The following is a 26,467-nucleotide window of genomic DNA, read 5'->3' as shown; positions in this document are numbered from 1 at the left end:
TTATCCCACCGAGCCTTCCAGGCTCACGTTCAATAGCTTCTGGGCCTCCACCGCGAACTCCATGGGGAGCTTGCGGAAGACCTCCTTACAGAATCCGTTCACGATCAGGTTCACCGCATCCTCATTGGACAGACCCCTTTGGCGGCAATAGAAGACCTGGTCCTCGCTGATCTTGGAAGTGGAGGCCTCATGCCCCACCCGGGAGCTTTCGTTCTTCACCTCGATGTAGGGCACCGTATGGGCCCCGCATTGGTCGCCCATCAGCAGCGAATCGCACTGGGTGTAGTTCTGGGAGCCTTCGGCCGCCGGCAGGATGCGCACCAACCCCCGGTAGGTGTTCTGGCCATGTCCCGCCGAGATACCCTTGGAAATGACGGTGCTTTTGGTGTTCTTCCCCAGGTGGATCATCTTGGTGCCGGTGTCGGCCTGCTGGTAGTTGTTGGCCACCGCCACCGAATAGAACTCCCCGACCGAACCTTCGCCCTGCAGGATGCAGGAGGGATATTTCCAGGTGATGGCGGAGCCCGTCTCTACCTGGGTCCAGGAGATCTTGGACCTGGCGCCCCGACAGGCGCCCCGTTTGGTGACGAAGTTATAGATGCCGCCCTTCCCGTTCTTGTCGCCCGGGTACCAGTTCTGCACGGTGGAATACTTGATCTCGGCGTCGCCCAGGGCGACCAATTCCACCACGGCGGCGTGCAATTGGTTCTCGTCGCGCATGGGAGCGGTGCAGCCTTCGAGATAGGACACGTAAGATCCCTCGTCGGCGATGAGGAGCGTCCGCTCGAACTGCCCCGTCTTGGCGGCGTTGATGCGGAAATAAGTGGAAAGTTCCATGGGACAGCGCACCCCTTTGGGCACGTAGCAGAAGGACCCGTCGGTGAAGACCGCGCTGTTGAGGGCCGCGAAAAAGTTGTCGTTGTAGGGGACGACCGATCCCATGTACTTCTCCACCAGGTCCGGATGATCCTTCACCGCCTCCGAGAAGGAACAGAAAATGATCCCCAGCTCCGAGAGCTTGGCCTTGAAGGTGGTCCCCACCGACACGCTGTCCATCACCGCGTCCACGGCGACGCCGGCCAGCATCTCGCGCTCCTGCAGGGGAACGCCCAGTTTGTCGAAGGTCTTGAGGATCTCCGGGTCCACCTCGTCGAGGCTCTTGGGCCCGTTCTTCTTGGGCGCGGAGTAATAGATGATGTCCTGGTAGTCGATCTTGGGGTAATGCACGCTGGGCCAGGTCGGCTCCTTCATCTTGGTCCAGTGGCGGTAGCACTTGAGGCGCCATTCCAACAGGAAGGCCGGCTCCTCCTTCTTCTTGGAAATGAAGCGGATGATGTCCTCGTTCAGACCCGCCGGGGCCGAGTCCGCCTCGATGTCGGTGATGAACCCGTATTGGTACTCGTTCTGGGTCAACGCTTCCACGGGTTTTTCCTGGGCTCTTGGGTTCATGGCTTCGCTCCAGGGCGTGCCGGGCTGAAGGGCTCCGAGGCCCTCTGGCTCACCCACCGTTCCATCTCGGGTTCGGTGGTGACCAGGTCCGAAAGGCGGCACTTCTTGAGATAGTGGGTCATGGAGAAGGCTAGGCCGGTCCAAAGGGACCGGATGGCGCAATCCATCGAATGGATGCAGACCTCGTGTTCCCCGGGAGTGGAGCAGACCTCTTCCTTGGAAAAGAACTTGCCCCCCAAGGCTTCCATCACTTCATTGACGTCGATGGCCTGGGGCTCCCGGGCGAGCTGGTAGCCGCCGCTTTGGCCCCGAAGGCTCTGGACCAGTCCGGCTTTGCGGAGCATACCCATGATCTTGGCCACATAGGCGGTGGTCAGCCCTTCCTTTTGGGAAAGCTCGACCAGGGTCACCATTCCTTTGGGACCTTTTTTGGCCATTTGGAGCATGCACCGAAGCCCGTATTCCTCGGTGGTTGAGAATTTCATCCGGCACCTCGCCTCAAAGGGAGTTTCTTTCCCTACCCTTCAACCTTCCGCAATCTTGAAAAGAAAGTCAAGTATAGGAATCGGGCTTTCCAAATCAAGGTTTTTCATGAATTTTAGGCCCGATGGGCCCTAGTGGGAGAAATGCTGGTGGACCATCTGGGCCACGGAATCGAAAAAAGACTGGAGATTCAAGGCGACGAGATCCCGGAAGAACTTAAGGAGAAAAAGGGTCTGCTGGGGGAAGGTCCAAACCACCGCCACGAGGATGGCGAAGATCATGGCGGCGACCCATTTTCCACTACCCGGTGTGGCCATCATGGGAAGCCTCCAGTTCCTTCAGGACCCCATCGACGATAATAGTAGGATCCAGTCGGATATCAATCCAGGTCATATTTGATGGCTCTTCCAGGTCCGCCAATTGACCCGTCAGTAACTTTGGCGAGGCAAAATGCCCTTGTCGACCCTTCAAACGCTCTCCCAAGAGTTCCTGGTCACCCTTCAAATAAAACCATTGGATCCGGGTCCCCTCCGATAAAAAGTCCCGGTAGCGGGCCTTGAGCGCCGAACAGGCCAGCACCCCTTCCGGTCCCTTTCCCCGGTAAGGCAGGATCCTCTCGCGAACGGCCATAAGCCAGGGCTCCCGGTCGCGATCGTCCAAGGATACTCCCTGGGCCATCTTGTCCCGGTTGGTTTTCGGGTGAAGGTCGTCGGCGTCGAGGAATGGGACCCGGAGCCTTTCGGCCAAAAGCCGGCCGACCGTGGTCTTTCCCGACCCCATGGGGCCCATGAGCAGGACGATCATCCGGGCAGGGGCTCCAGGGTGAGATAGTAGGGAATGGTCTTCAATTCCCTTTCCAGGGTCCGCTCCGCGTAATCCATGACCGCCAGGAAAAGGGCCCGGGCCTGGATGGGCGGGACCTTCACCCGGTCCACCTTGTCCATGGAGAGGGTCCGGATCTTCGTCAGGATGCCGAGACCCGCCGGGCTCACCGAGAGCCGGGACGTTCCCGCGGGACCGCAGTCGGCGCAAAGGGCCCCGCCCCGGTGCGGCACGAGGAAGACGGGCCGCTTGGGGAGTTCGGACCCGCAATGGGCGCAAGCCGACAGTTCCAAGGGATGGCCCAGGCATTCGAGGAATTTGAGGGCGAAGGCGATGAGCAGGGTCTCGCCCGCCTCCGGATGCGCCTCCAGGGCTTCCAGGGTCCCACGCAAAAGGTGATAGACCTCGGGATGGGGTTCGGTCCCCGGCAGGGCCTGGATCAAAAGGTCGGCCAGGACCTGGAGCCGGGTGATGGAACCCAGGTCCTTCCTCAAGTCCCCGTGGCCCCGCGCCACCTTGACCTGGGTGAGGAGATAAAGGTCCCCGGATGGTTTCTTGGTGAGCATCAGGTCCGATTCGCTGAAGAGTTCCAGGGCGGGCGCCAATTTGCTCTTGGGTTTGCGGGCCCCCTTGACCAAGGCGCGCAGGAGTCCCCATTGCAGGGTATAGAGCTGGACGATCTTGTCCGACTCGGAAAAAGGGCGAAGCGCCAGGGTGAAACCCCGGGCGGAAATCCCGTTCAAGCCTCCGCCTCATCCTGAAGGTAGGTCACCGAAAGCCCCGGGAACAGGACCAGGACCAAGAGGGCCAGGACCAGGGCGATGAGCATATCCACCATTTTGAAAAGGATGCCGAGCAAGGGGATCATCCCCAGGAACACGAAGAAGGTCCGGATGGCCGTGGTCACGGCGATGTAAAGGACCAGTGCCACCGTCATTCCCAATCCCACCCGCCAGCTGTCGGCCTTGAACTTGGCATAGGCCCGCCGGATGGAATCCCCCGCACCGACCCCCAGGGCAACGTAGGCCTTGGCCAAGTAGGAGAAGGCCCCGAACCCAATCCCGAACAGGACCCAAAAGAGCAGGAAAAGGGCGCCCAAGAGGACCCCCAACGCCAGGCCTAATCCGAAGGGAAAACCCAAAAGCCCCAGGAACCCGGCCGCTAAAAGCCCCAGTACCACCCAGAAGGCCAGCGCCAAGAGCACGAAAAGGCCCAGATAGATCTGGAGCCAGATCATGGGAAGCAACAACTGGAAGGCCCGCTCGAGGAAACGACCGAAGGAGAAGAGGTTCCCTTCCCGGGCCAGGTCCCAAAAGGTCCCATAGATCCCGCCATCCTCCAGGGCCGCCAGGAGGCACCACCAGGTCGTGGCCAGCAGGACCACCACCCCCAGGATGACCCACCAGGAAACGTCGGAGACCATCCCCAACCAATCCCCCACCACCTCGGACCAATCATAACCTTTTGGATCTTTCAGGCCCTCCAGGAGGCGTCCCATGTTGCGCGCCAGGAAGGGCCCAAAAAGGACGGCCAGGGAAAGTAAAAAAGCACCGTATTTGAGGACCATGAAGAGGAACTCCACCAGGAAAAGGGGCCAGACCTTCAAGGCCTGGCGACCGGCCAAGGCATAGGTGGCGAAGAAGGAAGGGGGGGCGGATCTTTCCATGGGGTCCCTAGCGGTAATTATTGAACTGCAGGGCCACCTTGATATCGGCGGCGCCCCGGAGCATCTGCATGACGGCCTGCAGGTCGTCCTTGGATTTTCCCGATACGCGGACCTTTTCGTCCACGATGGAGACCTGGACCTTGAGCTTGGAGTCCTTGACGCGTTTCACGATGTCCTTGGCCGCCTCCATGGGAAGCCCGCTGACGATCTTGACCTTCTGGTTGACCGTCCCGCTGAAGGCCGCCTCCACCTTCTGGAAGTCCATGGCCTTGGGGGAGATGTTGCGCTTGATGAACTTGCCCTTCAGGACGTCGACCACGGCCTGCAATCGGGTCTCGTTGTCGGAGACGATCTCCAATTCCTTCTCGGCTTTTTTCAGGGTCACCTGGCTGATGCTGCCCTTGAAGTCGTAACGCTGGGAGATCTCCTTCATCGCCTGGTTGACGGCGTTATCGACCTCCTGCAGGTCCACCTCGGAGACGACGTCGAAGGAATAGCTATCGGCCATGGGGCACCCCGGCTTTCATTGGATGTGGGGAGGATTCTAACCCAAGCGGGGGAACAAAGGGGGGCGGGGAGGACGGGAAAAACAGGTCAGTCCGGGTTCTTGTCCGGGGTCCCATCCGGCGAGAGTGCCCGCATCCCTTGGGGGCCCGGAGGCAACTGGACTTCCACCACTTGGCCGGTGGTGCCCAGGACCCCTAGGGGTGTTTGGTTATATTGCACCACCACCCCGCCGGCATTGCCCACGCGCAGGCGAAAGTTCTTGAGGGCTTTGAATGTCTTGAATTGTCCCGCCTCCAGGGCCAATTGGGTGCGGGTCGCTCCGTCATCGGTGGTGACCAGGACCCAGGAGCGGTCCAAGGCCTTCAGGAGAAGATGCTGGTACTTGTCCGGGACGGTGTAACCGTCCCCGGTGGGGGCCGCAGCGGACTCGGGTGCGGTCGCGGTGCCCAACTTCCATTTGGGAAGGGCTTTGAATCCGTAATAGGCGCCTCCCGCCAGGAGCGCCGCCGCCAGGACACTCAAGGCCGTGCGCCCAAACTTTTGAAGGGAGCGGAAGCGGCGCCCGAGCCGGGCCCTCCGCCGCATGACCGAGGCCTCGTGCTGGATGTTCTCGCCGAAGTCCTCCTCCAGGGTCTCCTGCAGGGCCTCTTCCTCGTCGGCCGGGCGGAAGACGGGGGGCCGGTGCAGGGTCGGCTTCCAACCCAGGGTCTTTTCCAACTCGGCCTCGGCGTTCATGGGTTCGATCCGGATCTCTTGGGGCCGGGTCTCGGCCTTGAAACGGCGGGTCAATTCGGCTTGGTCCATCCCCACGACCTTGGCATAGGCGCGCAGGAAGCCGGTCACATAGGTCTGGGACGGGAAGACGTCGAAACGGTCCTCTTCCAGGGCTTCCAGGTATTTCGGGGGGATACGGGTGCGGGCCGAGATCGTCTCCAGGTCGATCTTGCGGGCCACCCGGGCCGCCTTCAGGTCGGAACCGATGCTCATCAGAAGACCGCCCCGTCCACCACCTCGACGTCCTTCGGAGGGGTGAATTGGAAGAGGCCGTCCTTCAGGCCTTGGTCGAACCGGAACCGGGTGAACTCGGCGCGGGTGGTGGCCGAGGGGGTGGTCACCTCCATGCGCGTGGGCCACCAGTCGGATTTACGGAGCGTGACCTTCATCTCGTCGAACCCGGCGTCATCGCTCTTGGCCTTGAAGAGGAGGCGGACCTGCTGGTCCGAGTCCTCCAGGAGGGTGACCTTGCTGATGCCCATGTAGCGTTTGAGTTCCTTCCCCACCCCGACATAAAGAGGGGTCTGTGCCTCTTCCCCGGTCTTGTTCTCCCGGCGATAGACCATCTTCTGGGCGGGCTGGTACATCTGGGCCAGGGGACCGGACACATAGAGGTCCTGGTCGATGGGTTCGTTGTAGTGCACGAAGACCTTGTCGGGGTTCTTGATCTTGACCTGGCCCTTGATGCGCTGGACCTGGCCCGAGAGGGCGTCCTTCATTTCCATCTTAAGGTCCATCTGGGCGTCCTTCACGCCCGACTGGGCGGCGTCCACCTTTTCGGAGATCTCCTCGACGGTCAGGGGTTTCTTGGCCTCGTCGGCCGAAAGGGAAACGGGAAGGACGAAGGAAAGGACCAGGAGGGCCGAACGGCCCATTTCACGCATTGTTCTCATCGAATTCCTCATCCCCGCCTTCCAAAGGTGCCTGTCCCCCGCCCCCTGGGACGAGGATCTTCCGGGGTTTGTTCCCATCGGCGGGGCCCACGACCCCCCGCATTTCCATGTCGTCCAGGAGCCGGGCCGCCCGGCTGTAGCCTACCTTTAGACGCCTTTGAAGCAAGGAAGTGGACGCCTGTTTGGCCCTGAGCACGATCTCCTTGGCCTGTTCGTAGAGTTCGTCCTCGGACTCCTCGGTGACCAGGTCCTTGGCCTTGGCCGGGTTGAGCTCCGCCGAGAAGATCGGGGCGCCCTGGGACTTCCAAAAGTCCACCAAACGCTCGATTTCTTCCAACGTAACATAGGCCCCCTGGAGCCGCAAGGGTTTGGGAGCGCCGGGCGGGAGGTAAAGCATGTCCCCGCGGCCCAAAAGCGCTTCCGCGCCGTTCATGTCGAGGATGGTGCGCGAGTCCACCTTGGACGCCACTTGGAAGGCGATGCGGCTGGGGAAGTTGGCCTTGATGATGCCCGTGATGACCTCGACCGACGGACGCTGGGTCGCCAGGCAAAGATGGATGCCCACCGCGCGGGCCATCTGGGCCAGCCGGGTGATGGATTCCTCCACCTGGTCCTTCGCCACCATCATCAGGTCCGCCAGCTCGTCCACGAGCACCACGATGTAATACATGGGGTAGATGTCCGTGTCGCCCGCCTCGCGCTTCTGGGCGACCTTGGCGTTGTAGCTGTCGATGTCCCGGGCGCCGATATGGGCCAACTGCTCGTAGCGCTCCTCCATCTCGCGCACCAGCCACTTCAAGGCCAGGTGGGCCTGTTTGGAATCGTTCATGACGGGCAGGGCAAGGTGGGGCAGGCCCTGGTAGATGGTCATCTCCACCCGTTTCGGGTCCACCAGGACCAGGCGCATTTCCTCGGGCGTGTACTTGAAGATGAGGCTGGCGATGAGGGTGTTCACGCAGACGCTCTTGCCCGAACCCGTGGACCCGGCGATGAGCACGTGGGGCATCTCCTTCAAGGAGGCGATGAAGGTGGCGCCCGCGATGTCCTTGCCCAGCGCCACGCCCAGTTTCTTTTTGGACGCCAGGAACTCCTCCTGGGAAATGAGCTCCTTGAAGGTGACCAACCGGCCTTGGGCGTTGGGCACCTCGATGCCCACGGTGGCCTTGCCCGGAATGGGCGCCACCACCCGCACCTGGCCGCACTTCAAGGCCAGGGCCAGGTCGTCGGCCAAGGACGCGATGCGGGTGATCTTGACCCCCGCCGCGGGTTGGACCTCGTATTGGGTCACGGTCGGTCCGGGGTTCACGCCCACCACGGTGGCCTCGACGCCGAAATTGGTGAGGGTCTCCTTCAAGGTGCGGCTCACCCCCTCGAAATCGGCCACCATCTTGTCGTTGGGATCCTCCACGGTCTTGAGGATATGCACGGCAGGCAGCTGCCATGAGCGGACGACCCGGGCCGGTTTCTTTTCTTCCTCCGGTTCCTCCTCGGCCATCTCGATACTGGCGGCCTCCATCTTTTGCTTCAGGCTCATGGCCTCCGGACCCGTCCCCTTGGCCTCCGCCAGCGCGGCGGAGACCACATCCTCCGCGGGCCCGGGCATGGGCGGAACGGGGGTCTCCTCCGCCTCACCGGTGAAGAGGGGGCGCGAACGGACCGAAGGTTTCTCCACCCGGGAGACCGGGGCCGGCGACAGGACCGTCGCGGGAGCGGGCCGGGATAGGGCGGGTTTTTCGCTGGGGCGTTCCGGGGCCTTCTCCACCCCCAGTTTCCGGCGGCCTTCCTCCCCGATCTTCTTTTCCTGGCGCCGGTCCTTCCAGGCCTGGAGAGCGGCCGAAAGCCTTTCCTGCAGGGTCGCCAGGGCCTCGAAGCCGTGCTCGCGGAACCAGTTGCCGCCGCGGCTCAACCCGTTGACGGTGCTCTTGGCGGCGGTCAAGAGATGCTCCTCTTTCTCCAAAAGCCAGGCGGCCAGGATCAGCACCAGCACCCCCACGACCACCGACCCCACGGGGCTGAAGACGCCGATGAGCCAGTCCCCCATGTGGATGCCGATCCACCCGCCCCACTCCACGCCGTCGAGCATTTGGCGGCCGGGCCAGAGGACCCGGGTGATGGAACAAAAGGAAAGGAGGGCCAGGATCAAACCCAGGATCTTGAACCCGGGCTCGACCAGGGGTTCCTTACGCAGGCGGTGAAGGGTGAGACGGAGGAAAAGGAAGGGGAAGAGCCAGGCCCAAAGACCGAAACCGTAATAAAGGAAGGAGCCGACCAGGGCGCCCGCCGGTCCCAAAAGGTTATGCCTGGACCCGGTCGGGACGAGGGAGAGGGCGGTCAAAAGGCAGAAACTTCCGGTCAGAAGGACCGCCAGGAACTGGCGGCGTTTCGTGTCGGCCATTTAGGGGACCACGGAAAGGCACCGGGAGGGACCCGGCGGGAGCGTTTTGAGGGAGTTCGTTAACAAAACCTTCATGGAACGAAAGTATAGCCGAGACGCAGCGGCCTTTTGAAGATATTTGTTTTCCGGGCCTTCGGTTACAATTTTGGCGACGCGCATCCCCGCCTGCGAGGCCGACCTTGTTCTTCCTGACCATCGCCCGCGACATCATCCTTCCCATCTTCCTGGTCATGGCCCTCGGCTTCTGGACCTACCAGAAGTTCCACATCGACCTGGCCACCCTCTCCAAGCTCAACTTCTACGTCTTCGTGCCGGCCTTCATGTTCTATAGCCTGCTCATCTTCAAGCCCGGCAACCGCGAGATGGCCGACAGCGTCCTGTTCAACACCCTTTTGGCCTGCGCCAACTTCGGGGCCGCCTATGCCCTGGGCCGCTGGCTCAAGCTCAGGGCCAGCCTGGCCGCCTCGGCCACCCTGGGCGTGATGATCTTCAACTCCGCCAATTACGGGATCCCGGTGGTCCAATTGGCCTTCCAGGGCGAAGGGGTGGCCATCCAGGTCATCACCATCACCGCCATGAACGTGCTGACCTATACCCTGGGGATCCTTGTCGCGGGCGGCTGGAGCGAATGGCGCAAGGGCCTTCAGAGCATCATCCGGATGCCCATTATTTATTCCCTCATCGCCGCCCTATTGCTTCGGGCGGTGGACTGGGACCCGCCCGACGCCATCATCACCCCCTTGAAATGGGTCTCCGACGGCATGCTCCCCATCGCGCTTTTGACCCTGGGGGCCCAGTTGGGGAAAAGCGGGGTTTCCCTCCGGCACCCCCGGGAGGTCTGGGTCACGACCGCCGCGCGGCTCCTTCTTTCCCCCTTCCTGGCCTTCCTGATCATCCAACTCATGGGGCTCCACGGGCTCCTGGCGCGGGTCCTTTTCGTCTCCAGCGCCTTCCCCACCGCCGTCGCGGTGGTCCTTTTCGGGATCGAATACGACAAGGAGCCCCATTTCGCCGCGGCCGTGGTCTCCATCACCACCCTGGTCTCGGCCGTGACCGTCACGCTGATCATCAGCCTCTCCGCCTCGCTCTTTTGAAACGCGCCACCCGAAAACCCAAGCGGACCGCCCCCAAGGATCTCTGGAAGAATCCCTCGTATAAGAACATGCTCAATCCCTACGAAAGCAAATACCCCCAACCCAAGAGGACCGCCCACCCCCCGAGGAAAAAGCAACGATGATCCGCCCCCAAAAGAACCGGTTCCGGAAGTTGCGGGCTCTCGATGGCCGGTGGGAATTCCGCAAGGACCCCATGGACCTGGGCCTCAGGAAGGGTTGGGGAAAAGGCTTCAAGAAGGACCGGTTCCTCCCCGTCCCCGCCAGTTGGAACGAGCAGGCCCAGGACCTCTGGGACTATCTGGGCCCCGGCTGGTATCAAACCACCTTTCGGCCTTTTTCATCCCCTCGCGGTTCCAGGACCTTCCTGCGCTTCGGGTCGGTCCATTACCACGCCACCGTCTGGTTGAACGGGCTTAGGCTCGGTTCGCACGAGGGAGGACATCTTCCTTTCCAGTTCGAGGTCACTGACATCCCAAGGAAAGGCATGGATCGTCTGGTGGTGCGGGTCGAGGGCCTTTTGCGGCCCGACCGGGTCCCGCCCGGCAACGTCCCCTTTCATCCCAAGGATGCTTTCAACAACCAATTCAACCCGCCCGCCTCCTTCGACTTCTTCCCCTATTGCGGTATCCAACGAGAGGTCGTCCTTTACAGCACGCCGAAAGAATCCGTCCGGGACCTGACGGTCTCGACCCGCTCGGATGGTCCCACCGGCTTGGTGCATGTCCAGGTGGCGGCTCCCGAGGGATCTGAATTCCGGATGAAGCTTTCCGGCCATGGGCGGCCCCTCCAGGTCGAAGGCCCCTCCCCCGAGACCGTCTTTCGGGTCCCCCAGGCCAAACTTTGGGCCCCAGGTTCCCCATCCCTTTATGGTCTGACGGTCGAACGGATGAAGAACGGCCGCCCGGTGGACCGGGTGGACCTTCCGGTCGGCATCCGGACCTTCGAGGTCCACGGGGAGAAATTGTTGCTGAATGGAAAACCCATTTCCCTGAAGGGCTTCGGAAGGCACGAGGATTCCCCCAGGTTGGGACGCGGCCTCACGGACCGGGAGCGGCAAAAGGATTTCCGGAACATGCTCGCTGTCGGGGCCAATTCCTACCGGACTTCCCACTATCCCTATTCCGAAAAGGACCTGGACCTGGCCGACCGGTTGGGATTCCTCGTCATCGACGAAACCCCGGCCGTGGGCCTTTTCTTCCGGAAAGAGGGACTGAAAAAACGGCTGGCCCTTTGCCGCCAAATGACCCGGGACATGATCGAACGCGACAAGAACCACCCCAGTGTGGTCATGTGGAGCCTGGCCAATGAGCCCCATTCCCACCGGCCCGCGGCCCTTCCCTTCTTCAAGGACTTGGCCAGTTTGGCCCGGACCTTGGACCCCACCCGTCCCGTGACCCTGGTCAGTTATTTGGGAACCAAGGAAGCGTCCTTCTCGTTCCTGGATACGGTCTGTGTGAACCGCTATTTCGGTTGGTACTCGGAACCGGGCGACTTGGCAAAAGCCCTACCCCGGCTTTCCAAGGATCTGGACTCCATGGGTCGGCGGTTCAAAAAGCCGGTATTGGTCACCGAATTCGGCGCCGACGCCATTCCCGGAAGCCACGCGGACCCGCCCGCGCTCTTCAGCGAGGAATACCAAGCCGCCCTGATCGATGGCTATTTGAGGATCATGGCCCGCAAGCCCTTCGTAGCCGGGGCCCACGTCTGGAACCTGAACGACTTCCGCACCGCCCAGGCCACGCACCGGCCCAACGGCATGAACTATAAGGGGGTCTTTGGCCGGGACCGGAAACCGAAAAAAGCCGTTCGGGTCCTGAAAAGGGCCTGGAAAGGGGACCGGTAAAAGGTTGAAAACCGGGGAAAGACGTCCAAATCCCCGAGTATCCATTTCAAGGAGGATTCGATGAAAGCTTTCGTATCCGGTGTCGTGGTGACCCTCTTGGCCCTGTTGTTCGGGGGCTACCTTTTCATTTCCATGGGCCTCATGCCCGCCAACGCGGACGGCAAGCCTCCGGCGATCGAGAAATGGATGGCCCGCAAGTCCCTCCACGCTTCCATCGACCGGGAATCACCCAAAGGGGCCGTGCCGATGGCGCTGACCGACGCCAATCTGAAGGAAGGGATCAAGCTCTACGCGCAGAACTGCGCCGTCTGCCACGGGGCCTCCGACGGGCAAGCCTCCAACATCGCGATGGGCCTTTACCAGCACGCCCCCCAATTGGCCAAGCATGGGGTCGAGGACGATCCCGAGGGTGAGATCTTCTGGAAGGTCAAGCATGGGATCCGGCTGACCGGGATGCCGGCCTTCAGCCCGACCTTGAACGACGATCAGATCTGGAAAATGGTGCTCTTCCTCAAGCATATGGATTCCCTGACCCCGGCGGTCCAAAAGGATTGGAAGGCCATCAAGAGCGTGAAGAACGGCTAAGGCAGGTTCAGGCCGACTCGTATTTGCGGACGCCCGCCGAATAGGTGACCAGCATTTGGGCGTCCGTGGCCCCGAGGTTCCGGACCGAATGGACCGTTCCGGCGGGGACGAAGACCGAGTCCCCCGCCTGGAGGACCTTCTTCTCGCCGCCGGAGACCTGTTCCACCGACCCACGGGTCAGCAGAAGGAATTCGTTGCAGTTGGGGTGGGAATGGGCCGGGGAAAGCTCCCCGCCCTTCACGGTCATGACCGCCACGCTCATGTCGGCGCCCGGGGCGATGGAGTCGTCCAACAACCACTCCATGCTCCCCCAGTCCATCTCACTGAGCTTGCTTTCCAACGGCCACTTCAAGGGATTCTTGGGTTCCATCATCGTTCACCTGTCCGGACGGCTGGTCACTTGGAATACCCCTACCATTGCCTTTTTGTTTCATCGAAATCAAGTATTTCTGATAAAACATCCAAGGCATCCTGAATTGACCCGCCTTTCCTTCCAGGAGCATGACTTGAAACATTTATCCCGCGTTGTCGTCCCGCTTGTGCTGGCCTATTGCACCATCCTTTTCTTCTATGTCCTCCTGCAAAGGGCCATGATCTTCCATCCCGTGGCCCGCAACGGCACCACCCCCGTCCAGTTCGGCCTGAAGAACTACCAGGAAGTGTCCTTCGCCTCCGGGGACGGGGTCTCCCTGACCGGCTGGTGGGTCGAGCACCCCAAGGCGGACCCGAAACGGCCCGTCCTCCTTTATTGCCACGGGAACGCCGATTGCCTCTCCGACCTGGCCCAGGTGGCCAAGATCTTCTACGACTTCGGCTTCGACACCCTCCTCTTCGATTACCGCAGCTATGGCGACAGCCAGAAGGCCCCCTTGAGCGAGGCCGCGCTCGACGGCGACGCCCTCGCGGCCTATATCTGGCTCAAGACCAAGGACATCCCCGAGGATCGCATCTTCATCTGGGGCCATTCCCTCGGCTCCTCGGTGGCCGCCCAATTGGCCACCAAGGTCCAACCCGCCGGGCTCATCCTGGAAGGGGCTTTCCCCTCGGTGCTTTCCGTGAGCCGCCAAAGGAAACCCTGGCTCCTGGTGGCCGATTTCATGGTGAAGGACAAGTTCGAGACGGAGAAATACGTGCAGGCAAGGACTTGCCCGCTCCTGGAGACCCACGCGGAAAAGGACACCATCATCCCGGAAAGCCTGGGAAGACAGGTCTTTGAGGAAGCTGCGCCCCCCAAGCAATGGCTGGAGATCAAGGGGATCGATCACAACAGCTTCCCCAGCGTGGCCTACCAATATAAGAAGCCCATCATGGATTTCGTGAAGGCCACCCTGAAGGCCCACCAAGACTAGGGCTGGACCAACCCCATCTTGACCCGTTTATTGTTGTCGATCAGTTCCAAGAGCCGGATGAGGGGAAGGCCCGTGAAGGAATCCAAGGTCATATCCACCTGGTCCGCCATGGGCGGATGCCCCACGCAGAAAATACCCGCCGCTTTCGCCGCCTCGACCCCCACCGTCTTGCTTTCAAAAGCCACCACCCGCCAGGGCTTGACCCCCAGCATGTCCATCGTGAGCTGGTGCAGTTCCGGGGAGGGCTTCAGGTTCTTCACGTCCTCAGCACAGCGGATGTTGTCAAAATCCTCCGCCAGGTTCAAGCGGTGGAGTTCGGGCATGATCTCCTGGGTCTTGCGGTTGGTGGTCAGGGAGAGTCGGACCTCGTAACTGCGGAGGGTCCTCAGGCAATCCTTCAAGGCGGTCAGGGGGGTGGGGTCTTCATAATCTTTCTTGTCGTAACCCAGGTTCTGGGCCTCGGCCATGACCCATTCGAAGTCGAAGATGAGCGCTTTGGTCAGCCAATAGCTTTCGGGAACAGGCCCCCCAAAGGGGGTGCCGCGGGGATTGTTGATATCGGAAGGGCCGTAGGAAACAGGGCTCAATTACCAATCCACTCTAGTCACCAAATTTTTCCACAACTTTCGATTCAAACAACTTTTTTACTTTCGGTTGAAGCAAATACACCAATGCAAATATAAAAAAAACGTTTCCGATTACCCACCTCATCGAGACACGAAAATGATGCTGTTGATAAATTACAAAAATTGTTCCGGTAACTCTTGCAATAACTATAAGACCATAAATTATTATGGCGTAAATCCATCCCCATTTAACCATCTTCCATAATCCATAAGCTGTAGCAATTAAGAAGAGACAGCAAGTAAAGGTAGCAGAAAGTCCCCCAACGGCTTTCATCATCCCTACTGCCCCAGGAGAGAAGGCCTGGTAAATTGTAGATAAATTATTGAAAAGTAAAGAAATACCATAAAGCCCAGCCGCCAAAGAAGAAACCGAAAGAAAAGTTATTCCAAAAGGTCGGTTTTGCTTAATAAGTCCCAAAAAAATATCCTCAAAAAATTTTAATTACCTAATTTATTTTTCAAAACATCATTTACCAACTTAGGGTTCGCTTTGCCTTGGCTGGCCTGCATGACCTTGCCCACCAGGAAGCCGATGACGCCCTGCTTGCCGCCCTTGTAGTCGGCCACCACGCTGGGGTTCTCGGAGAGGACCTTATCCACCGCCGCTTCGATGGCTTTGGGGTCCGAGACCTGGGCCATGCCCCGGCTCTTCACCACCTCGGCGGGCGAAACACCCAGGTCGAACATCTCGGCGAAGACTTCCTTGGCCTGTTTGCTGTTGATCGTGCCGCCCTCGACCAGGTCCACCAGCTCGGCCAGCTTCTTCTGGTCGAACTTGAGGTCCTTCAGGCCCTTTTCCTGCTCCTTCATCTTGGCGGCCATGTCCCCCATCATCCAATTGGCGAAACCCTTGGGGCTCTTGGAGAGCTTGGCGCCGGCCTCGAACCAGTCGGCCAGTTCCTGTTCCGAGGTCAATACCCCGGCATCGTAGGGGGTCAGGCCATAGGCCTTACAGAGGCGTTCCCGCTTGGCGCCCGGCAGTTCGGGCAGGGCTTGCTTGATCTTCTGGACATAATCCTCGTTCAGGACGATGGGCACCAGGTCGGGCTCGGGGAAATAGCGGTAATCATGGGCCTCTTCCTTGGAGCGCATGGGCTTGGTCTTGTTCTCGGTCACGTCCCAGAGGCGGGATTCCTGCACCACCCGCTCGCCCTTTTCGAGCAGGGCGATCTGGCGCTTGATCTCGTATTCCATGGCCTGCTTGGCGAAGCGGAAACTGTTCATGTTCTTGATCTCGGCCTTGGTGCCGAATTTCTCCTGCCCCTTGGGCCGCACGGACACGTTGGCGTCGCAGCGGAGGGACCCTTCCTCCATGTTGCAGTCCGACACTCCCGTATAGAGGAGGATGCTTTTGAGCTCCGTCAGGTAGGCATAGGCTTCCTCGGCGCTGCGGATATCGGGCTCGGACACGATCTCGACCAGGGGGATGCCGGCCCGGTTGTAGTCGGCCAGGGAATAATCGGAAGAATCCAGCCGCCCTGCTTTGCCGCCCTGGTGGACGAGCTTGCCCGCGTCCTCTTCCAAATGGGCCCGGGTGATGCCGATGCGCTTGGTCCCCTCTTTGGTCGTGATCTCCAAATGGCCGTCGTAATTCAACGGCTTGTCGTATTGGGAGATCTGGTAGGCCTTGGCCAGGTCCGGGTAATAGTAGTTCTTACGGTCCATCTTGGAGTATTTGGAAATGGTGCAGTTGAGGGCATGGCCGATCTTGACCGCGAATTCCACGGCCTTGGCGTTCATGACGGGAAGGGTCCCGGGGAGCCCCAGGCAGATGGGACAGACCTGGGTATTGGAATCGTTCCCGAAAACGGTCGGGCAACCGCAGAAGAGCTTGGTATTGGTCTTCAGTTCGACATGGACCTCAAGGCCGATGACCGGTTCCCATTCCATTGGAAATTCTCCATTTTTCCTTCGCTTTCGAACTCATTTATTCGAAAGCGCGCTAGTAACTTTATTTTCAATGTGCCGATGCGACTTTGCATCGGCGCGCCTGGTTAACTCTCTTTAAGCGTCGGTTTCCTCTTATGCCAGTCAGTGGACTGTTCATAGGCATAGGCGGTCTTCAAGAGGGTGGATTCGTCAAAAGCCTTGCCGATGAGCTGGAGGCCGATGGGCAGGCCCGCCTTGGAAAGGCCGCAGGGCACCGATAGGCCCGGAAGCCCGGTGATATTGATGGAAACGGTGAACACATCCTCGAGATACATGGTCAATGGGTCACCCGTCTTTTCCCCGAAGCGGAAGGCCGGGTTGGGGGCGGTCGGGGTGGCGATGACATCCACCTTCTCGAAGGCCTTGTCGTAGTCCTGCTTGATGAGGCGGCGGACCTTCAGCGCTTTCAGGTAATAAGCGTCGTAGTAGCCGGAAGAAAGGGCGTAAGTGCCCAGCATGATGCGGCGCTTCACTTCGGGGCCGAAGCCCGCCGCGCGGGTCTTGGAGAACATCTCCACGATGTTCTCGCCCGGCTCGCGGAACCCGTAACGGACCCCGTCATAGCGGGCCAGGTTGGACGAGGCTTCCGAGGGAGCCAACACATAGTAAGCCGCCAGGCCGTAGGGGGACGCGGGCAGGGAGACTTCCACGATCTCGGCGCCCAGTTGCTTCAACTGATCGATGGCCGCCTTGACCGCGCTGGAAACCTCAGGATTGAGCCCTTCCGGGAAGAATTCCTTGGGGATCCCGACCTTCAATCCTTTGATGGACTTCTTCATCTCGGCCCCATAGTCGGGAACAGGAACGTCGGCGGAGGTGGAATCCATCGGGTCATGGCCCGCGATAGCCTTCAAGAGGATGCCGCAATCCTCCACATCCTTGGCGAAGGGACCGATCTGGTCCAGGGAAGAAGCAAAGGCAATGAGCCCGTAGCGGGAAACGCGGCCATAGGTGGGTTTGAGCCCCACGATGCCGCAAAGGGCGGCGGGCTGGCGGATGGAGCCCCCAGTATCGGAACCCAGGGAGCCGAAAGCCTGGTCGGCGGAAACACAGGCGGCGGAGCCGCCCGAAGAGCCGCCCGGCACACAACGCAGGTCCCAGGGGTTCTTGGTCTTCTTGTAATAGGAGGTCTCGGTCGAAGATCCCATGGCGAATTCGTCCATGTTGGTCTTCCCCACCGAAACGGCCCCAGCCCGGTAAAGCCGCTCGACCACCGTGGCGTTATAGGGAGGGATGAAGTTCTCCAACATGCGGGAAGCGCAGGTGGTGCGGACACCCTGGGTGCAAAGCAGGTCCTTGATGCCTAGGGGAACGCCGGTGAGCAGGGTGATATCGGTCCCCGAGGCCAGGCGCTTGTCGGCCTCGGCGGCCTGTTTCAGGGCCCCGTCCCGGGTGACGGTGATGAAGGCCTGCACCTTGGGTTCGACCGCTTCCAGGTGGTCCAGGGCGGCCCGGGTCAACTCGACCGAGGAGACCTTCTTGGCCTTTAGGTCCGCCGAGATCTCGTGGATGGTTTTATGGAGCAGTTCGTTTTTCATTTTTCTCATTTATCCCGGGTGACCCGTTCGACTCGCTTCGGTCGCTCAGGGTGCCCAAAATTCCATTATTGGATTCACATAATTTTGGGCACTTTGAAATGCCCGCTCTGGGGTTCCGGCGCGTTGGACAGGACCTCGGCTTGGGTCAGGCTGGGGCGGATCTCATCGGGGCGGAAGACATTCTTCACGTCCAAGGGATGGGTCAAGGGTTCCACGTTGGAGGTATCGAGCTTGCCCAATTGTTCGACGTATTCCAGGATGTTCGCCAACTGCTGGGTGTAGCGGCCGACCTCTTCGTCGGTCACCTGGAGGCGGGCCAGTTTGGCCACGTATTGGACGTCTTTTTCGGAAAGGGACAAGTCTTTCTCCTTGGCTGGGGGCCGTTATCTTGCCAGAAGAAGCCCCAAAGGACAATCTTTTCGGCCTTTTGGGGGCCTTCGGCGTTCTATAGTAAGCCCATGAAAGCGCGCGCCCTTTTTTCCGGCTTCGTCCTTCTCTTGGGTGGCCTGCTTTGCGGATGCGCGACCTCGAAACCTTCGCTCGCCATTCCCGCTTCCGATTCCCCGCAGCGTTCCTTCGCCCCGGCCCCGCCCACGGTCATCCGCATGCCCGTGAAACTCGCCTTCCCCAAGGTCACCGACCTGCCCAAGGACATCCCCCAATGGCTGGACCAGGAGGTCCATCGGGTGAACAGGCTCCTGCAGACCAAGGTCAAGGACCTGGGATGGAAACTTTCCGCCCTGCGCGGGGCGACCGACCTGGAGAAACTCCCCAAGCTCTGGGACGCCATGCAGGAACCCATCTTCCTCGAGAAGAACATCTGGCTGCTGATCCGTCCCGAAGCCTTGAGCAGCGGGGTCGCCCAAGCCGATCCCAAGAACCCCTTCCTTTGGAACCTGGTGCTGGAAATGACCGCCCATCCCCAGGTGGTCTTCGGGCCCGAACCCCAGGTCACCCTCCGGAAGCTCCCGCCCTTCGGTCTTTACAAGTTCGGCCCGGAAGGTTTCCACGCGGTCGGCGATACGACCGTCAGCTTTAAGGAAGCCAACCGCATCCTGGCGGACCCCAAGAACGGATTGGTGAATTACCGCATCAAGGGGACCGGCAGTTACCGCCTCAAGGTGAAAGGCGTGAAGCTCTACGGGTCCCAGGGCGAGGTCATCGCCCAGACCCTCATCGAGTATTACCCGCTCATCAATTTCGATGGGGAACCCTCCCAAATGACCATCTATTTCCGGGGGCATCCCACCTTCAACCCCCATAACGAGATCTTTTATTTGAAGGACCTGGATTTCGACGTGAAGACCGGGGACCTGCTGATGCAGGTGGCCAATTGGATCCTGAAATCGGACATCCGCGACGCCTTGCGGAAAAAAGCCCGCATCCCGGTGGAAGGGAAGCTGGAACAACTGCGCCAAAGGATGAACGTGGTCCTGAACCGTCCGGTCGGACAGCACGCGAGCCTGAAGACCGACATGGAATCCTTCCGGATCCTGGAAGCCTTCGTGGACCGGGACGGCATCCGGGCCCGGATGTCCCTGGACGGCACCGCCCAACTGGAGCTCCTGGACCGCTAGGTCCGGCCAGGGTCATTGCTTCGGCCGACGGGGCCGGACTATCCTTGGCGAAGAGCCATGAACAAACCCACCCTCCCAAAATTCCCCACGGCCCCCTCGCCTGAGGAGGCCATGCCGCCCGCCGCCGGATGGCGGCGTATCTTCGCCTCCCTTAAAGTCCCCAATTACCGTTATTTCTACATGGGCCAGTTCATTTCCATGATCGGCACCTGGGTCCGGATGGCGGCGCTGGGCTGGATCGCCTACCAGATGAGCGGCTCCGAATTCATCTTGGGCCTGGTCGCCACTCTCAATGCCCTGCCTATGGTGCTCTTCTCGGTCTGGGCGGGTTCCCTGGCGGACCGGATCCCCAAGCTGCGCATGTTCACCGCCACCAGTTGGGTCGCGATGCTCTCGTCCCTCCTGCTTTCCTATTTCCTTTTCCAGGGACAGGCCTCGGTTTCCTACCTGCTGGTCTTCTCGCTCTTCTGGGGCCTGGCCACGGCCTTCGAGGTCCCCTCGAGGCAGGCCATGATCGTCGAACTGGTCGGGGCCAAGGACCTCACCAACGCCATCGCCTTGAACAGCGCCATGGTGAACGCCACCCGCATCCTGGGGCCGGCGGTGGCCGGGGTCCTCATCGCGCGGCTGGGAGCGGCCTGGTGCTTCCTCTTGGACGGCCTAAGCTATCTGGCCGTCCTCTACGCCATCCACAACATCCGCATCACCCTCCCACCCGTGAAATTCCGCCAAAAGGGGTGGGATCATTTGCTGGAGGGGATCCGTTACGTCCGCCGCAACCCCTCGGTCTTCCGGACCCTTTCCCTTTTGCTGGTCATGAGCACCTGCGCCTGGCCCTACATTTCCCAGTTGCCCGCCGTGGCCAAGGCCCAGTTGGGGATGAACGCGGAAGGCTACGGCTGGCTGGCGGCCATCAACGGCCTGGGGGCCTGCGCGGCGGCCCTGACGGTGGCCGCCCTGGGCGACCGGCCCTTCAAGGACCGGCAGGTCTTTTGGGGGATCCTTTTGTTCGGGACAGCGATCCTGCTCTTCGGCCTGCAACACCATCCTCTCGGCGCGGCCTTCTTCCTCTTCTTCTGCGGCTATGGGGTGATCCTTTTCTTCTCCACCAGTAACAGCCTGATCCAATCCGAGACCCCCAATGAACTCAGGGGCCGGGTCATGGGCCTCTGGGCCCTGGGATTCGGGGGCGGGGCCCCCTTCGGCAGTTTCCTCATCGGGTTATTGGCGGATCATGTGGGGGCCAACCACGCGCTCCAGGCCGGAGGGGCCATAAGCCTTCTTTTGAGCTGGCTGGTCTTCAGGCGCTTCAGGACAGACTATAAGAGGTGATGTTGGAGGAAGCCCAGGGTCAGGGCCCAGGCGGAGGCGGCGGAGGCCGAATGGAAGGCCGAACGCTCGTCGCAGTTGAAACCGTGGCCCGCCTCGGAGAACTCGGCCGAGACGAAATCCTTCCCCGCCGCCCGAAGGGCGTCGGTCAGTTCCTTTACCTTATCCGGCGGGGTGGATCTGTCCTTGCCGCCCCATAAAAGCAACAGGGGCGCCTTCTGGTCCTTGGCGACCGGGATGAACTGGGACAGGATGCGGCTTCCATAGAACGAGACCGCGCATTTCAAGGGAAGGACGGTGTTGGTCCCGAAGGCCACCATGCCCCCGAAGCAGAACCCCACCGCCGCGATGGGGCGCTCTCCGATCCCCCCTTCGCCCTTCAGCCATTCATAGGCCGCCCTCACGTCCGCGTTGATGTTCTCGGGGATCAAAGCTTCCATATGGGGTTTGGAGGCCGGGTAGTCGTCATAGTTCCCTTCCCAACCGGCCGGAGCCGTGCGATGGAATATCTCCGGAGCGATGGCCAGATAGCCTTCCTGGGCCAAGCGCCGGCAGATGTTCTTGATATGGCGGTTCACCCCGAAGATCTCCTGGAAGACCAGGATGCCGCGCCGGGCGGGCTCTTCGGGCCCGGCCACGAAGGCGGCCATGTCGGTGCCGTCGGCGACGGGAAGGATGATGGTCTTTTCCTGCGTGTCCCCCGTCATTCCACCTTCTCCAATTTGGCGATCTTGGCCAAGAGCTGCTTCTTCCCATGGTTCGGGAAGGAGACCGTCACCTTCAGGTTCTCTCCGGACCCATTGAGCGCCAGCACCATGCCCTTGCCGAACTTGCTATGCCGGACCGTATCGCCCAAGCTGTAAGGCGCCATGACCGGATCGTCGTCCCATTCCGGGTCCTTCAATTCGTCGAAGTCTTTGGATTTGGCGTCCTTGACCTCGTAAAGTCCGCCTTCGGTGGCCACGATCCTCGCCGCCTTGCCCGTCACCTGGATCATTTCCTTGGGGATCTCGGAAAGGAACCGGGAAGGGGCCCGCCATTGGGGACTTCCATAGACATAGCGGCAGGCCGCACCCGTCATATAAAGGACATCCATGGCCCGCGTCATTCCGACGTAGCAGAGCCGCCTTTCCTCCTGCACTTCTTCGTCGGCCTCCATCGAATTGTTATGCGGAAAAAGGCCTTCTTCCATGCCCGTGATGAAGACGATGGGGTATTCCAACCCCTTGGCGTTGTGCATGGTCATGAGGGTCACGCAATTCTTCTTGTCCTCCAGCTTGTCCGCGTCGGCGAAGAGGGAGACCTGGTCCAGATAGCCTTCCAGGGTGGGGTTCTCCTGCCCCTGCTCGTAATCGACGACCGAGTTCACCAATTCCTTCAGGTTCTCCGCCCGCATCTTGGCTTCCAGGGTGTCCTCGCTGGCCAGCTCGGTCAGATAGCCCGAGCGCTCCAGGACCTTTTTCACGAACTCCGAAGGCTTCAACCCGTCCTTTTCGGCCATCAAACCGTCCATCATCCCCGCGAAGGCGGCCAGGGCGTTGGTGGTCTTCTTGGGGAATTCCCCCTTCACCGCCCCCTGCCGCACGGCCTCCAAAAGGGTGAGGTCCTGGGCCTTGGCCGATTCCTCCAGCTTGGCGACCGTGCCGCTCCCGATGCCCCGGATGGGCACGTTGATCATGCGACGCAGCGACACCGAGTCCTTCGGGTTCACCAGCACATGCAGGTAGGCCACCAGGTCCTTCACTTCCTTGCGGTCGTAGAACTTCAACCCCCCCACGATGATGTAGGGGATGTTATGCCGGCGGCAGGCGTCCTCCAGCACCCGGGACTGGGCGTTGGTGCGGTAAAGGATGGCCACGTGGCGGAAGGACCGGCCCGGCTGGGCCAGCCGCTCGTAGAGGGTCTTCACCACGAATTCGGCCTCGTCCTTGTCGTCCTCCGCCTGGTAATAGGTGGGGGTCTCCCCCATCTCCCGGAGCGAGAAAAGCTCCTTCTCCTTGCGTTGGGAATTGTTGCGGATGACCGATTGGGCCGCCTGGATGATGGACTTGGTGGAGCGGTAGTTCTGCTGGAGCTTGAAGACCTTGGCGCCCGGAAAATCCTGTTCGAAGCGCAGGATGTTTCGGATGTCCGCCCCCCGCCAGCCGTAGATGGACTGGTCCGGGTCGCCCACCACGTAGAGGTTGTTCAGAGGGTGGGCGATGGCCGCGATGAGCTGGTATTGGGCCATATTGATGTCCTGGTACTCGTCCACCTGGATGTACTCGAACCGCTTGCGGTAACTTTCCAGGATGTCCGGGTATTGCTTCATGAGAAGAACCCCGTTGAAGAGCAGGTCATCGAAATCCATGGCGTTGTTCTCGCGCAGCTTCTGCTGGTAGCGGGGGTAGATCTGGGCCACCCGTTCCTGGAAGACCCCGGCCACCAGTTCCTCGTACTCCTTGGGGTTTTTCAGCTCGTTCTTGGCGGCGCTGATGTGGGAATGGACCGCGTAGGGATGCACCTGCTTTTCGTCCCATTTCAGGTCCCAGAGGCATTCCTTGATCACCGCTTTTTGGTCGGAATCGTCATAAATGGTGAATCCGGGCTGATAGCCCAGTTTATCCGCGTGGAGCTTGAGGATGGTCAGGCAGAGGCGGTGGAAAGTGCCGATGAAGAGTTCGCGGGCCTTGAGGGGTCCTGCCAAGTTGTTGATGCGGTCCCGCATCTCCTGGGCGGCCTTGTTGGTGAAGGTGACCGCCAGGATGCGGAAGGGGGAAACGTGGAGTTCCTCCATGAGCCGCAGCACCCGGTAGGTGATGACCCGGGTCTTGCCCGACCCCGCCCCCGCCAGGATGAGCGCCGGCCCGGCGGTATGGACGACCGCCTGCCGCTGTTCCTCATTGAGGTCTTGGATGAGCTTCTTCATGGGCCTTCGATCGGGGCCCGGGGGCCACGGGGATGGGAAAACAAAAAATCCCGCCCGGGAAGGGTAGGATTCGGGGATTCTGCAGGATTTGGTCGGGGAATTCTACAGGCTTTTGTCGACGTAACCGCGGATCATCTTCCGCATTTCCTCGTCGGCCACGATGAACTGGAGGCCCACCATGCCTTCGGCGGCCCAGGCCAGTTTGGAGTAGACATCCACCATGCGGTTCTTCTGGACCTGGAAATTGAGCTTGTAGATGTTGGACTTGGAGGAAAGGGACTGACCGCCCAGGCGGATGCCGCCTTCGCTCAAGTCCACCGAATTGACCGTGAGGGGCTTGTCCTGCACCTCGAAGACGTTGCCGGACTTGGATTCCACCACCGGATGGACCGTCACCGGGGTATCAAAATGGGCCCGCTTGTACTTCCGTCTTTCGGACCCACTGTCATGCTTGGCGCTCATGTAAAACCTCATCCCACTTGGGTAAAACGGTAAAATAAATATAGCCCAAAAATTGGTGTAGAGGTAAAACGATTTTAATTGGCAAATTTTTCCGGAAGGATTCCTGTTATTAAGGCTATGGTTTGAAGACCTCGACAAAATACGCGGTCGAAGGCCATTGGATGGTCAAATTGGTTTTGGCCCATTTAACCGGGACATGGATGTTCAACGGTTGTCCATCCCACCCGAGGGCGCGCACTTTCAAAGCCGGGTCCTTCTGATAACGGAAAAGGGTGATCTTGGCCCGGGCAGGTTCCAACAGGATGGGCGCCCGGCCTTTCTCCATCAGCTTGGTCTTGAGCGCGTTATAGACCTGGCCGCTGTTCTCCATCCGGGTGGCGGCGGTGAGGAGCATGTGGGTCGAGGCCCAAAGGTTGGTCTTATTGAGCGAGATGAGGGAAAAAACCGCGTAACGGTTCTCCGATTCCACCTGCCAGACCGGGCTTTTGAGTTTCCGGTGGGCCAAGAATCCCGCCACGACCTGAAGCCGGGTGCTGGAGACCTCGTAAAGGCCCACGTTGCCCTGCCAATGGATCTGTTCCGTATCGGTGACCAGGGAACGGGTTTTATCCTGGACCTTTCCCTTGAGGACCCCCGAGGGGTCGTTCTTGAACTTCCCATCTTCCGGCTGGAGGCCGGAAGGGTGCACAAGAAGGCGCAAGGGGTCGGTTTCCTTCCCCGCCACCTGCATCCGTCCCTCTTTGAGGTCCCCCCGCAAATAAGCCAATGAGGCGACGGGCCATTGGGATGTCAGGAAGGGCTTGTCGTCCAGGCCATCCCCCCATTGGAGCCCTTGGGCCCCGTCGGCGGGGGAGAATTCCATCCCGGCCACGGCCGGCAGGCCCTGAAAGAACGCGTTGGTCGCCACCACCAGGGGCATTTCGGAGAGATATTCGTTCGGCCAGCCGCCGCTCCAAAGCAGGCCGAAAGGCGTTCCCCAAGTGCGCTGGGCGAGGGCCTGGACCAGGAGGCTCTTTTCAGGGGCCAGGACCATGGGCGAATCCTCGAAGGTGACCGGACCAGGGCCGGTTTCCCGCACCCCGTTCCAATCCGCCGAAACCCAGTTCAGGATCGTCTTGGGTAGGACGGCCCCATCGTCCAGGACACCGGCCGGCAGGAGTTTTTCCTCGCCCAGGAAGACCGTATAGATCCCCTTGGCTTTGAGTTGATCCAAAAAAGGCCGCAGGTTCGCGGGGACCGCCTGCCACTGCAGCGAGGGACCCTCCAGGACCGCCAAGTTGCATCCCAGGGCGGCAAGACGATCCACCCAGGCCATCAGCTCCTTCGGGTCCCGGGTCGTCCAGGAAGGCGACAATTTCGTTCCCCAGAAGCGTGCCAGGGTCCCGTCCTCGAAGGCCAAACGGTCCCCGTCGGCCTTCAGCTTCCCATGCTTGCCCGCTGGGGCTTCCAGCAAGGAGGACATGTCCAGCGCGGTCCCCATGACCGGGCTCGTTGGCGGCGTGTAAGGATTCCAATCCTTCGTATCCGTCTGGAAGGTCTTTTCCGGCTTGGGGGAGACCGGGGAGATCGGCCATTCCTTGTCCGATAGGGTCACGGCGAAAAGGATGGGCACGGGCATCCGGCCCAGGGAATGGAAGACCAAGGTCTCGATGGGAGCGTTGGGTCGGGGATTCTTCCAGTGATAAAGGCTCAGGCCCATGTCGGTGTTCTTGTATTTGTGCCACCAAGCCAGGGAACTTTCGGGTGTGTCATCCGCTCCCGTGAAGTTGGTGGTCTCGGCACCCACATGTAGGGGGATCAGGGCCACCTGGCCATCGGCATAGATCACCTCATATTCGGCGATGGTGGTGCGGGTATCGGTCCCGCCCCAACGGCAGGTGTGGAGGAAGTAAAGGGAATCCGCGGTGGCCCCTCCCGCAGGGATGGCGACCGCCTCCGGCAGGTCTTTCTTGGGGCGGCCCTTAAGAGCGATATAGGAACGGCCCTGGTTCTGGGTCCAATCCAGGAGTTGGAAGGGGATGCCCCGAAAGGTCTGGGGGCCCTGTGGGATATTGGCGAAGCCCTCTTTTTCCCTCGGATCCTCGACCCCATGGGTGTTCCCATAGAGGCTCTGGTTCGGGCCGAAATTAGCGGCCTTGGAAAGATCGAGGAAAACGGGCGCGGCCATCCCCATCGACGCCAACGACCAGAGGAGAAAGGCCGCCGTCGCGCGCATGG

General features: G+C 60.6%; 26 protein-coding genes. 6 read left to right on the top strand and 20 right to left on the bottom strand.

Annotation, left to right across the window (positions count from 1 at the left end; translation table 11 throughout):
- The 10 genes from sufB to VHE12_13000 form a co-directional block, all read right to left on the bottom strand.
- Entirely contained in the window at window positions 1-1,449 is a 1,449-nt protein-coding gene (sufB, locus tag VHE12_13045) for a Fe-S cluster assembly protein SufB (GenBank protein HVZ81709.1), read from the bottom strand.
- The gene (locus tag VHE12_13040; GenBank protein HVZ81708.1) at window positions 1,446-1,934 is read right to left on the bottom strand and encodes an Rrf2 family transcriptional regulator; all 489 of its coding nucleotides are present in this window, start codon (window positions 1,932-1,934) and stop codon (window positions 1,446-1,448) included. The genes sufB and VHE12_13040 overlap by 4 nt, the downstream gene beginning before the upstream one ends.
- A gap of 129 nt (window positions 1,935-2,063) precedes the next feature.
- Entirely contained in the window at window positions 2,064-2,252 is a 189-nt protein-coding gene (locus VHE12_13035; GenBank protein ID HVZ81707.1) for a hypothetical protein, read from the bottom strand.
- A complete protein-coding gene (locus tag VHE12_13030) occupies window positions 2,233-2,736 on the bottom strand; it encodes a gluconokinase, GntK/IdnK-type (protein HVZ81706.1) in 504 nt (167 codons plus the stop codon). Before VHE12_13030 ends, VHE12_13035 begins: the two co-directional genes overlap by 20 nt.
- Window positions 2,733-3,497 (bottom strand): DNA repair protein RecO, encoded by a 765-nt coding sequence (recO, locus tag VHE12_13025; protein HVZ81705.1) that lies wholly within the window; start codon window positions 3,495-3,497, stop codon window positions 2,733-2,735. Before recO ends, VHE12_13030 begins: the two co-directional genes overlap by 4 nt.
- Window positions 3,494-4,420, bottom strand: a complete 927-nt coding sequence (locus VHE12_13020; GenBank protein ID HVZ81704.1) for a hypothetical protein — start codon at window positions 4,418-4,420, stop codon at window positions 3,494-3,496. Before VHE12_13020 ends, recO begins: the two co-directional genes overlap by 4 nt.
- Window positions 4,421-4,427: 7 nt before the next feature.
- Window positions 4,428-4,928: a YajQ family cyclic di-GMP-binding protein gene (locus tag VHE12_13015; GenBank protein ID HVZ81703.1), complete on the bottom strand. Its 501-nt coding sequence runs from the start codon at window positions 4,926-4,928 to the stop codon at window positions 4,428-4,430.
- 86 nt (window positions 4,929-5,014) lie between these two features.
- Entirely contained in the window at window positions 5,015-5,914 is a 900-nt protein-coding gene (locus VHE12_13010; protein HVZ81702.1) for a RodZ domain-containing protein, read from the bottom strand.
- Window positions 5,914-6,594, bottom strand: coding sequence for an outer-membrane lipoprotein carrier protein LolA (locus VHE12_13005; protein ID HVZ81701.1), 681 nt, complete (start codon window positions 6,592-6,594; stop codon window positions 5,914-5,916). Before VHE12_13005 ends, VHE12_13010 begins: the two co-directional genes overlap by 1 nt.
- A complete protein-coding gene (locus VHE12_13000; protein HVZ81700.1) occupies window positions 6,578-8,989 on the bottom strand; it encodes a DNA translocase FtsK in 2,412 nt (803 codons plus the stop codon). The genes VHE12_13005 and VHE12_13000 overlap by 17 nt, the downstream gene beginning before the upstream one ends.
- A gap of 179 nt (window positions 8,990-9,168) precedes the next feature.
- On the opposite strand from VHE12_13000, the gene VHE12_12995 reads away from it, so the two are divergent.
- From VHE12_12995 to VHE12_12985, 3 genes are all read left to right on the top strand, one after another.
- The gene (locus VHE12_12995; GenBank protein HVZ81699.1) at window positions 9,169-10,083 is read left to right on the top strand and encodes an AEC family transporter; all 915 of its coding nucleotides are present in this window, start codon (window positions 9,169-9,171) and stop codon (window positions 10,081-10,083) included.
- Between the two features lie 139 nt (window positions 10,084-10,222).
- Window positions 10,223-11,947 carry a glycoside hydrolase family 2 TIM barrel-domain containing protein gene (locus tag VHE12_12990; GenBank protein HVZ81698.1) on the top strand — a complete coding sequence of 575 codons (1,725 nt, stop codon included), beginning with the start codon at window positions 10,223-10,225 and terminating at the stop codon, window positions 11,945-11,947.
- Between the two features lie 60 nt (window positions 11,948-12,007).
- Window positions 12,008-12,532: a cytochrome c gene (locus VHE12_12985; protein ID HVZ81697.1), complete on the top strand. Its 525-nt coding sequence runs from the start codon at window positions 12,008-12,010 to the stop codon at window positions 12,530-12,532.
- 7 nt (window positions 12,533-12,539) lie between these two features.
- Here VHE12_12985 and VHE12_12980 read toward each other — a convergent pair whose 3' ends face one another.
- Entirely contained in the window at window positions 12,540-12,902 is a 363-nt protein-coding gene (locus VHE12_12980; GenBank protein HVZ81696.1) for a cupin domain-containing protein, read from the bottom strand.
- A 136-nt stretch (window positions 12,903-13,038) separates the two neighbouring features.
- Between VHE12_12980 and VHE12_12975 the strand changes: the two genes are divergently transcribed.
- Window positions 13,039-13,881 carry an alpha/beta hydrolase gene (locus tag VHE12_12975; GenBank protein HVZ81695.1) on the top strand — a complete coding sequence of 281 codons (843 nt, stop codon included), beginning with the start codon at window positions 13,039-13,041 and terminating at the stop codon, window positions 13,879-13,881.
- On the opposite strand, the gene VHE12_12970 is transcribed toward VHE12_12975, so the two are convergent.
- The 5 genes from VHE12_12970 to gatC all read right to left on the bottom strand — a co-directional run bounded on the left by VHE12_12970 (window position 13,878) and on the right by gatC (window position 18,333).
- Window positions 13,878-14,468, bottom strand: a complete 591-nt coding sequence (locus VHE12_12970) for an HAD-IA family hydrolase (protein HVZ81694.1) — start codon at window positions 14,466-14,468, stop codon at window positions 13,878-13,880. The two genes, VHE12_12975 and VHE12_12970, sit on opposite strands and share 4 nt — an antisense overlap.
- Before the next feature lie 13 nt (window positions 14,469-14,481).
- Complete coding sequence (locus VHE12_12965; GenBank protein ID HVZ81693.1) at window positions 14,482-14,925, bottom strand: hypothetical protein; 444 nt, start codon at window positions 14,923-14,925, stop codon at window positions 14,482-14,484.
- Between the two features lie 20 nt (window positions 14,926-14,945).
- On the bottom strand, window positions 14,946-16,397 hold the full coding sequence (gene gatB / locus VHE12_12960; protein ID HVZ81692.1) for an Asp-tRNA(Asn)/Glu-tRNA(Gln) amidotransferase subunit GatB: 1,452 nt from the start codon (window positions 16,395-16,397) through the stop codon (window positions 14,946-14,948).
- Between the two features lie 104 nt (window positions 16,398-16,501).
- Entirely contained in the window at window positions 16,502-17,974 is a 1,473-nt protein-coding gene (gene gatA / locus VHE12_12955) for an Asp-tRNA(Asn)/Glu-tRNA(Gln) amidotransferase subunit GatA (GenBank protein HVZ81691.1), read from the bottom strand.
- A gap of 74 nt (window positions 17,975-18,048) precedes the next feature.
- Complete coding sequence (gatC, locus tag VHE12_12950) at window positions 18,049-18,333, bottom strand: Asp-tRNA(Asn)/Glu-tRNA(Gln) amidotransferase subunit GatC (protein ID HVZ81690.1); 285 nt, start codon at window positions 18,331-18,333, stop codon at window positions 18,049-18,051.
- 99 nt (window positions 18,334-18,432) lie between these two features.
- Between gatC and VHE12_12945 the strand changes: the two genes are divergently transcribed.
- Entirely contained in the window at window positions 18,433-19,551 is a 1,119-nt protein-coding gene (locus tag VHE12_12945; GenBank protein HVZ81689.1) for a DUF4403 family protein, read from the top strand.
- Between the two features lie 57 nt (window positions 19,552-19,608).
- Window positions 19,609-20,883: an MFS transporter gene (locus tag VHE12_12940; protein HVZ81688.1), complete on the top strand. Its 1,275-nt coding sequence runs from the start codon at window positions 19,609-19,611 to the stop codon at window positions 20,881-20,883.
- On the opposite strand, the gene VHE12_12935 is transcribed toward VHE12_12940, so the two are convergent.
- From VHE12_12935 to VHE12_12920, 4 genes are all read right to left on the bottom strand, one after another.
- On the bottom strand, window positions 20,871-21,587 hold the full coding sequence (locus tag VHE12_12935; GenBank protein ID HVZ81687.1) for a dienelactone hydrolase family protein: 717 nt from the start codon (window positions 21,585-21,587) through the stop codon (window positions 20,871-20,873). The genes VHE12_12940 and VHE12_12935 overlap by 13 nt on opposite strands.
- Entirely contained in the window at window positions 21,584-23,788 is a 2,205-nt protein-coding gene (locus VHE12_12930) for a UvrD-helicase domain-containing protein (GenBank protein HVZ81686.1), read from the bottom strand. The genes VHE12_12935 and VHE12_12930 overlap by 4 nt, the downstream gene beginning before the upstream one ends.
- 102 nt (window positions 23,789-23,890) lie before the next feature.
- Complete coding sequence (locus tag VHE12_12925; GenBank protein ID HVZ81685.1) at window positions 23,891-24,250, bottom strand: PilZ domain-containing protein; 360 nt, start codon at window positions 24,248-24,250, stop codon at window positions 23,891-23,893.
- Between the two features lie 115 nt (window positions 24,251-24,365).
- The gene (locus VHE12_12920) at window positions 24,366-26,465 is read right to left on the bottom strand and encodes a hypothetical protein (protein ID HVZ81684.1); all 2,100 of its coding nucleotides are present in this window, start codon (window positions 26,463-26,465) and stop codon (window positions 24,366-24,368) included.
- Between the last annotated feature and the right edge of the window lie 2 nt (window positions 26,466-26,467).

The sequence above is a fragment of the bacterium genome, assembly GCA_035549195.1.
GTDB lineage: Bacteria > Oederibacteriota > Muellerivitia > Muellerivitales > Muellerivitaceae > DASZRK01.
Note: the sequence above shows the minus strand (reverse complement) of the source record. Positions and strands in the feature narration are given on the sequence as shown.

What these genes read in the sequence shown, in the direction of transcription:
- sufB (HVZ81709.1), bottom strand. Translation starts at nt 1,449, where the DNA reads ATGAACCCAAGAGCCCAGGAAAAACCCGTGGAAGCGTTGACCCAGAAC.
- VHE12_13040 (HVZ81708.1), bottom strand. Translation starts at nt 1,934, where the DNA reads ATGAAATTCTCAACCACCGAGGAATACGGGCTTCGGTGCATGCTCCAA.
- VHE12_13035 (HVZ81707.1), bottom strand. Translation starts at nt 2,252, where the DNA reads ATGATGGCCACACCGGGTAGTGGAAAATGGGTCGCCGCCATGATCTTC.
- VHE12_13030 (HVZ81706.1), bottom strand. Translation starts at nt 2,736, where the DNA reads ATGATCGTCCTGCTCATGGGCCCCATGGGGTCGGGAAAGACCACGGTC.
- VHE12_13020 (HVZ81704.1), bottom strand. Translation starts at nt 4,420, where the DNA reads ATGGAAAGATCCGCCCCCCCTTCCTTCTTCGCCACCTATGCCTTGGCC.
- VHE12_13015 (HVZ81703.1), bottom strand. Translation starts at nt 4,928, where the DNA reads ATGGCCGATAGCTATTCCTTCGACGTCGTCTCCGAGGTGGACCTGCAG.
- VHE12_13010 (HVZ81702.1), bottom strand. Translation starts at nt 5,914, where the DNA reads ATGAGCATCGGTTCCGACCTGAAGGCGGCCCGGGTGGCCCGCAAGATC.
- VHE12_13005 (HVZ81701.1), bottom strand. Translation starts at nt 6,594, where the DNA reads ATGAGAACAATGCGTGAAATGGGCCGTTCGGCCCTCCTGGTCCTTTCC.
- VHE12_13000 (HVZ81700.1), bottom strand. Translation starts at nt 8,989, where the DNA reads ATGGCCGACACGAAACGCCGCCAGTTCCTGGCGGTCCTTCTGACCGGA.
- VHE12_12990 (HVZ81698.1), top strand. Translation starts at nt 10,223, where the DNA reads ATGATCCGCCCCCAAAAGAACCGGTTCCGGAAGTTGCGGGCTCTCGAT.
- VHE12_12985 (HVZ81697.1), top strand. Translation starts at nt 12,008, where the DNA reads ATGAAAGCTTTCGTATCCGGTGTCGTGGTGACCCTCTTGGCCCTGTTG.
- VHE12_12980 (HVZ81696.1), bottom strand. Translation starts at nt 12,902, where the DNA reads ATGGAACCCAAGAATCCCTTGAAGTGGCCGTTGGAAAGCAAGCTCAGT.
- gatB (HVZ81692.1), bottom strand. Translation starts at nt 16,397, where the DNA reads ATGGAATGGGAACCGGTCATCGGCCTTGAGGTCCATGTCGAACTGAAG.
- gatA (HVZ81691.1), bottom strand. Translation starts at nt 17,974, where the DNA reads ATGAAAAACGAACTGCTCCATAAAACCATCCACGAGATCTCGGCGGAC.
- VHE12_12945 (HVZ81689.1), top strand. Translation starts at nt 18,433, where the DNA reads ATGAAAGCGCGCGCCCTTTTTTCCGGCTTCGTCCTTCTCTTGGGTGGC.
- VHE12_12940 (HVZ81688.1), top strand. Translation starts at nt 19,609, where the DNA reads ATGAACAAACCCACCCTCCCAAAATTCCCCACGGCCCCCTCGCCTGAG.
- VHE12_12935 (HVZ81687.1), bottom strand. Translation starts at nt 21,587, where the DNA reads ATGACGGGGGACACGCAGGAAAAGACCATCATCCTTCCCGTCGCCGAC.
- VHE12_12930 (HVZ81686.1), bottom strand. Translation starts at nt 23,788, where the DNA reads ATGAAGAAGCTCATCCAAGACCTCAATGAGGAACAGCGGCAGGCGGTC.
- VHE12_12925 (HVZ81685.1), bottom strand. Translation starts at nt 24,250, where the DNA reads ATGAGCGCCAAGCATGACAGTGGGTCCGAAAGACGGAAGTACAAGCGG.
- VHE12_12920 (HVZ81684.1), bottom strand. Translation starts at nt 26,465, where the DNA reads ATGCGCGCGACGGCGGCCTTTCTCCTCTGGTCGTTGGCGTCGATGGGG.